Here is a 5,593-nt window from a genome sequence, read left to right as displayed (position 1 = left end):
CGGGAGAGGGTGGTGGGCATGGTCGTCCTCGGGGGTGTGGGGGTGGGTGAGGAGGCGTCGGCCCGACGGGCCGGCGTGCGCCGGCACGGGGTGACCCCGACGCCGGTGGCGGGATCCGGGCGGCTCAGCCCTTGACCGAGCCGATCATGGCGCCCTTGACGAAGAAGCGCTGGACGAAGGGGTAGACGGCGAGCATCGGCAGGGTCGCCACCGCGATCACCGCCATCTTGACCGACTGCGCCGGCGGGACGACGTCGACGACGGTGGCGTCGGCGTTCATCCCGCTGGAGACGATGACGACCTGGCGCAGCAGCACCTGCATCGGCCACAGCCGCGAGTCGTTGATGTAGAGCACGGCGTGCATGTAGGTGTTCCAGTAGGTGACGGCGTAGAACAGGCCGATGGTGGCGATGGAGGCCATCGACAGCGGCAGCACCACCCGCCAGAACACGCCGAGCTCGCTGCAGCCGTCGATCCGTGCCGCCTCCTCCAGGGAGTCGGGGATGCCCTGGAAGAAGTTGCGCATGATGACGAGGTTGAAGGCGTTGATCGTCACCGGCAGGATCAGCGACCACAGCGAGTCCAGCAGGCCGAGCTTCGAGACCACGATGAAGGTCGGGATCATGCCGCCGCTGAAGAGCATGGTGAAGACGACCAGGAAGTTGATCGTGCGGCGGCCCAGCAGGTAGGGCTTGGCGAGGGCGTAGGCCATCAGCGAGGTGACCACCAGGCTGAGGAAGGTGCCGACCACGGTGACGAACACCGAGACGCCCATCGCGCGGAAGATCGTCGGCGTGGAGAGGATGTAGTGCCAGGCCGCCAGGGACCACTCGCGCGGGACCAGCACGAAGTTGCGCGTGGCCAGCTCGCCGGGGCTGGCGAAGGAGCTGCCGATCACGTGCACGAACGGGATCAGGCACAGCAGCGCGAAGCCGGTCAGCACGACCACGTTGACCACGCCGAAGGCGCGCTCGCCGGGGGTCCGCCGCTGACGCCGGGGACGGGGCTGCTGGGCCGGACGGTCCTCGACGGTCCGGGCGGCAGCCGTCGCCTCGGTCGCGGCGGCGGGGGTCGGGGTCATGGTCATCGCGGGCTCACTCGGGGGACGGGCCGCACGGCGAAGAGCCCGGCGGCGACGAAGAACAGGAAGGCGACCGGGAACAGCACCAGCTGGCTGCCCAGCAGGCAGACCAGCCCGGCGGCCAGGAACCACCAGCCGGCGCCGCGGCGGTGGGGGCGGCTGCGGGTCAGCGCGATCCCGGCCGCGGACAGCAGCAGCAGGACCACCAGCGAGGCCCCGAACCAGGCCGCCAGGGTGCGGCCCATGGTGTGGGCCTCGGCCAGCGCGAGCCCGGACCCCTCGCCGCCCAGGGCCGGCAGGACGACGGCGCCGAAGGTCTGCTGGTCCATCTGGTTGACCACCAGCGTGAAGCCGCCCATGGTGACGACCGCCGCCGCCATCGCGACGACCGCGATGGCCAGCTCAGCGCGCCGGGGCACCCGGGGTACGGGCACCGCGTCCGGGAGCCGCCGCCGTCCGGCCTGCGCGGTCCTCACCCCGACACCTCCGTCTCGAGGTCGGTGCAGGAGTCGAGCAGGAGCAGCTCGCCGGACACCCCGCGCAGCCGGACCCGGCTCAGCGACCCGCCGCTGATGGATGCGGCGGTGAACCCCTGGCGGCTCACCGGCTCGAGCCCGGCGGCCATCTCGGGCGTCCCGGGCTCGGGGTCGTCGGCGAAGCTGACGGTGAGGTCGTCGACCGTGACGTCCTCCAGCGGCGCCTCGGGCAGGCCGAGCACGTGCCCGGCGCTCGCCCGCACGCGGGTGGCGGTGAGGTGGGCGAGGTGCAGCCCGGAGATGCGGGGCGTGCCCTCGTCGACCGGCTGCGGTGAGCGGGCACCCACCCGCGCCAGCTTGCCCTCCGGGCCGCACCAGTAGAACGGGTTCACCGTGATCGGGCAGAGCACGTCGTCCATCACGACGTTGACCACGCGCAGCTGCTCGATCGAGCCGCCGCGCCCCCGGCGGGTCTTGATCCGGATCCCGCGGTCGGTGCCCTGGAAGACGCAGGAGCTGATGACGACGTTGCGCACCCCGCCGCTCATCTCACTGCCGATCACCACCCCGCCGTGGCCGTGGACCATGGTGCAGCCGGTGACCACCACGTTCTCGCAGGCGACCCGCTCCGGGCTGTGCTCGGTGCCGGCCTTGATCGCGATGCAGTCGTCACCGACGTCGATGTGGCAGTCGGCGATCCGGACGTTGCGGCAGGACTCGGGGTCGATGCCGTCGGTGTTGGGCGAGTCGGCCGGGTTGTGGATCCGCACCCCCGTGATGCTGACGTCCTCGCACAGGGCGGGGTGGACGGTCCAGGCCGGGGAGTTGCGCAGCGTGACGTCGCGGAGCGTGACCCGGGTGCAGCCGTGCAGCCCCACCAGCGTCGGGCGCGGCAGGTCCAGCCCGCCGGGCTCCCGGGTCCGCTGCCACCACCGCTCCCCTCCCCCGTCGACGGTGCCGAGACCGGTGATCGCCACGTCGGTCTCGTCCTGGGCGTACAGGCACGGGGAGTGGACCCGTCGGCGCAGACCCTCCCAACGCGCCTCGACCACCGGGTAGAGCGCGGGGTCGGGGTCGAAGGCGAGCACGGCCCCCGCCTCCAGGTGCAGCTCGACGCGGGAGCGCAGCCGCAGGGCGCCGGTGCGGTGCACGCCGGGCGGGATGCTGACGCGTCCGCCCCCCGCCGCGGCGGCCTCGTCGAGAGCGCGCTGCAGTCGGTCGGTGACGAGGTCGCCGGTGCCCGGCGGGAGCTGCTGGTCGAGGAGTGTCATGGCTCTGCCTCTCACGGGTGGGGTCGCAGCGCCGGGGCGGCGCCGCCGGTCGGGTCTCAGCTGGTCGCCTGGTGGGCCTCGGTGTACTCGGCGATGATGTCGTCGAGCCCCTGGGAGCGGAGGCTCTCGACCACGCCCTCGTAGTCGGCCATCGTGGTCTGGCCCACCATGAAGGTGTTGTAGGCGTCGGTGAGCGCCTGCTCGATGGTGGTCCAGCTGCTGTCGTAGGTGGGCGAGGTGAGGGGCTGCGCGGGGTTGGTGACCACGTACTCCTCGTTCTCGGCCATCAGCTCGTTGGCCTGGTTCACGTAGGGGTTGGTGGAGCGGTACAGCTCGACCACGTCCGAGGGCCGGGAGCTGTTGTAGGGCTGCACCTGCTGCTCCCAGGCCGTCTGGTCGATGATGTTCACCGCGCCGTCGGCGTTGATCTCGTAGTGGGTGCCCTCGATGCCGTTGGTCATCAGCTGGAACGACGGCTCCTCGAGCAGCTTGTCGACCAGCTCCAGCGCACGCCGCAGGTCCTCCTCGCCGCTGAGGGTCTGGGTGTTGAACGCCATCAGCCCACCCATCCCGCCGCCGGTGTCGGACACCACCCGGCGCGGCACGTCGGCGTAGGTGATGTCGTTGATGAGCGTCCACTCGACCTCGGTGTCGGGGTTGATGCTCTGCGCCAGCGCGTCGTAGTTCTTCGCCTCGAACAGCCCGGTGACGACGATGCCGCCCTTGTCCTGGGCGATGGCCTGCTGCTGGTTCTGCTTCTGCATGGTGACGAACTCCTGGTTCACCCCGCCCGCCGCGTACACGCCGCGGTACCACTCCATGGCCTGCTTCCACGGCTCGCTGATGGCGGCGGGGATGATCCGCCCGGAGTCGTCGAGCTGGAACTTGTCCCCGGCGCCGAAGTAGCCGGCCAGCGAGCGGAAGCCCACCGCGAAGCTCTCCTGCCGGTCGATGAACCCGGTGACCTTCGCGCCGGTGCCGGTGGGGTCGCCCTCGGCGAAGGCGCGGGCGACCTCCCCGAGCGCCTCGACGGTGTGCGGTACCTCGAGCCCGAGGCGGTCCAACCAGTCCTGGCGTACCAGCACGCCGTAGCGGGCCAGCGGCTTCTGGAACGGGACGCCGTACAGCACGCCGTCCAGCCGGGCGCCGGCCAGGGTGTCGGGGTTGATCGCGGACAGGTTCGGGAAGTCGGCCAGGAACGGCTCCACCTCCCAGAACAGCCCGGAGGACAGGGCGTCGCGGACCGAGGGCATCGCGAGCTGGTTGAGGGTGGTGATGTCGGCCAGCGAGCCCGACGCCAGGGCCGCGTTGATCTTCTCCTCCTTGGAGGCGTCGGGGACCCACTGGTACTCGAACGGGATCCCGGTCCGCTCGAGCAGGGCCGTCATCACCGGCCCGGCGGCGTCGGGGGTGGTCGGGGTGTGCAGCATCGACATCCAGGTCAGCGGGCCACCGGCGGCGCCGGCGCCGCCCGAACCACCGCAGGCGGACAGGCCGAGCGCCCCGGCGGCCACGACCGGGACGGAGGAGAGGAGGGTTCTGCGGGTGATCATGGCGGTTCCTTTCATCGAGGGGTCGCCCGGTCCCAGAGCGGGGCGGGACGGGCCGCGGACGCACCGGGGCGCCGGTCGGGGTCGGAGGGGGTGGCGAGGTCGCGGAGCACCGGCCGCAGGACCAGGGCGACCACGACGAAGGGCAGCGCGGCACCGAGCAGCGGCACCAGCGCGAGGGCGTGGCGCAGCATGAGCAGCTCGACGGCGACGACCGCGGTCGCGCCGAGGACCGTCCAGTGCAGCGAGCCGATGCTCAGCAGCAGGGCCGTCGTCAGCTGGCGGCCGATCCCGACGACGTCGGTGGCGGCCATCACGAAGAACACGTAGACGCCGACCACCGCGACCAGGACGGCGGCGAGGAGGTTGGCCGCCCGCAGGTACCAGTCGGTGATGCTGAGCAGGTTGACCCCGACCACCACGCCGAGGCCGACGAGCACCGCGCCGGTCAGCACCGGCCGCAGACCCTGCTCGCGGGCGTAGCGGAGGAAGGTGCGGGTGGTCGGCGGGGTCTCGCCGAGACGGAACCAGCGGTCGAGGTACCTCGCCAGCGCGTAGGAGGCGGGGCCGACCCCGAGCACGCCGAGGCCGAGCACGGTGGTCGCGGTCCAGAGGATGTTGAGCCAGATGACCCGCCAGAAGCCGGTGAGCCACCGGTTCAGCGTCAGCAGCTGTTCGTAGGAGAAGAGCATGTTCGACCTCCTGCCGGCGGGGCCGGTCAGTACACCCCGTCCTCGCCGAGGCGCTTGGCCAGCGAGTTCGCCGCCATCACCAGGACCAGCCCGACGAGGCCCTTGAACAGGCCGACCGCGGTCGCGAAGCTCAGCTGCCCGTTCTGGATGCCCGCGGTGTAGACGAAGGTGTCGAAGATCTCCCCGACGTCGCGGTTGAGGGAGTTGAGCAGCAGGAACATGTGCTCGAAGCCGAGCTCGAGGAAGTCGCCGATGCTGAGGATGAACAGCACGACGATGGTCGGGCGGATGGCCGGCAGCGTGATGTGCCAGGTCTGGCGCCACCGGTTGGCGCCGTCGATCTCGGCGGCCTCGTACAGGGCGAGGTCGACGGCGGTGAGCGCGGCCAGGTAGACGATCGTGCCCCATCCGGCGGTGCGCCAGATGTGCTGGAAGACGTACATCGGGCGCAGCCACTCGGGATCGGTGAGGAACGCGACGGGTTCTCCGCCGAGGGCGACGAGGAGGTTGTTGATGGCGCCGC

Annotated in this window: 6 protein-coding genes; all 6 read right to left on the bottom strand. The window is 71.4% G+C overall.

The window, feature by feature from the left end; translation table 11 throughout:
* Window positions 1–124 precede the first annotated feature (124 nt).
* A complete protein-coding gene (locus DVA66_RS16450) occupies window positions 125–1,087 on the bottom strand; it encodes a carbohydrate ABC transporter permease (protein ID WP_114561047.1) in 963 nt (320 codons plus the stop codon).
* On the bottom strand, window positions 1,084–1,557 hold the full coding sequence (locus tag DVA66_RS16445) for a hypothetical protein (RefSeq protein WP_114561046.1): 474 nt from the start codon (window positions 1,555–1,557) through the stop codon (window positions 1,084–1,086). Before DVA66_RS16445 ends, DVA66_RS16450 begins: the two co-directional genes overlap by 4 nt.
* On the bottom strand, window positions 1,554–2,828 hold the full coding sequence (locus DVA66_RS16440; protein WP_114561045.1) for a glycoside hydrolase family 28 protein: 1,275 nt from the start codon (window positions 2,826–2,828) through the stop codon (window positions 1,554–1,556). The genes DVA66_RS16445 and DVA66_RS16440 overlap by 4 nt, the downstream gene beginning before the upstream one ends.
* Before the next feature lie 56 nt (window positions 2,829–2,884).
* Entirely contained in the window at window positions 2,885–4,381 is a 1,497-nt protein-coding gene (locus DVA66_RS16435) for an extracellular solute-binding protein (RefSeq protein ID WP_114561044.1), read from the bottom strand.
* Between the two features lie 11 nt (window positions 4,382–4,392).
* Complete coding sequence (locus tag DVA66_RS16430; RefSeq protein ID WP_114561043.1) at window positions 4,393–5,070, bottom strand: DUF624 domain-containing protein; 678 nt, start codon at window positions 5,068–5,070, stop codon at window positions 4,393–4,395.
* A gap of 26 nt (window positions 5,071–5,096) precedes the next feature.
* Window positions 5,097–5,593 (bottom strand): ABC transporter permease subunit (locus DVA66_RS16425; RefSeq protein ID WP_157974067.1); only part of this gene is annotated, 497 nt, incomplete at its 5' end.

The sequence above is a fragment of the Desertihabitans aurantiacus genome (assembly GCF_003344635.1).
Classification (GTDB): domain Bacteria; phylum Actinomycetota; class Actinomycetes; order Propionibacteriales; family Propionibacteriaceae; genus Desertihabitans; species Desertihabitans aurantiacus.
The sequence above is the reverse complement of the archived record's forward strand: the minus strand, read 5'-3'. Positions and strand labels throughout refer to the sequence as shown.

Bases quoted from the DNA above. Each gene is read 5' to 3' on its own strand.
- DVA66_RS16450 (WP_114561047.1), bottom strand. From the start codon at position 1,087: ATGACCATGACCCCGACCCCCGCCGCCGCGACCGAGGCGACGGCTGCC.
- DVA66_RS16440 (WP_114561045.1), bottom strand. From the start codon at position 2,828: ATGACACTCCTCGACCAGCAGCTCCCGCCGGGCACCGGCGACCTCGTC.
- DVA66_RS16435 (WP_114561044.1), bottom strand. From the start codon at position 4,381: ATGATCACCCGCAGAACCCTCCTCTCCTCCGTCCCGGTCGTGGCCGCC.
- DVA66_RS16430 (WP_114561043.1), bottom strand. From the start codon at position 5,070: ATGCTCTTCTCCTACGAACAGCTGCTGACGCTGAACCGGTGGCTCACC.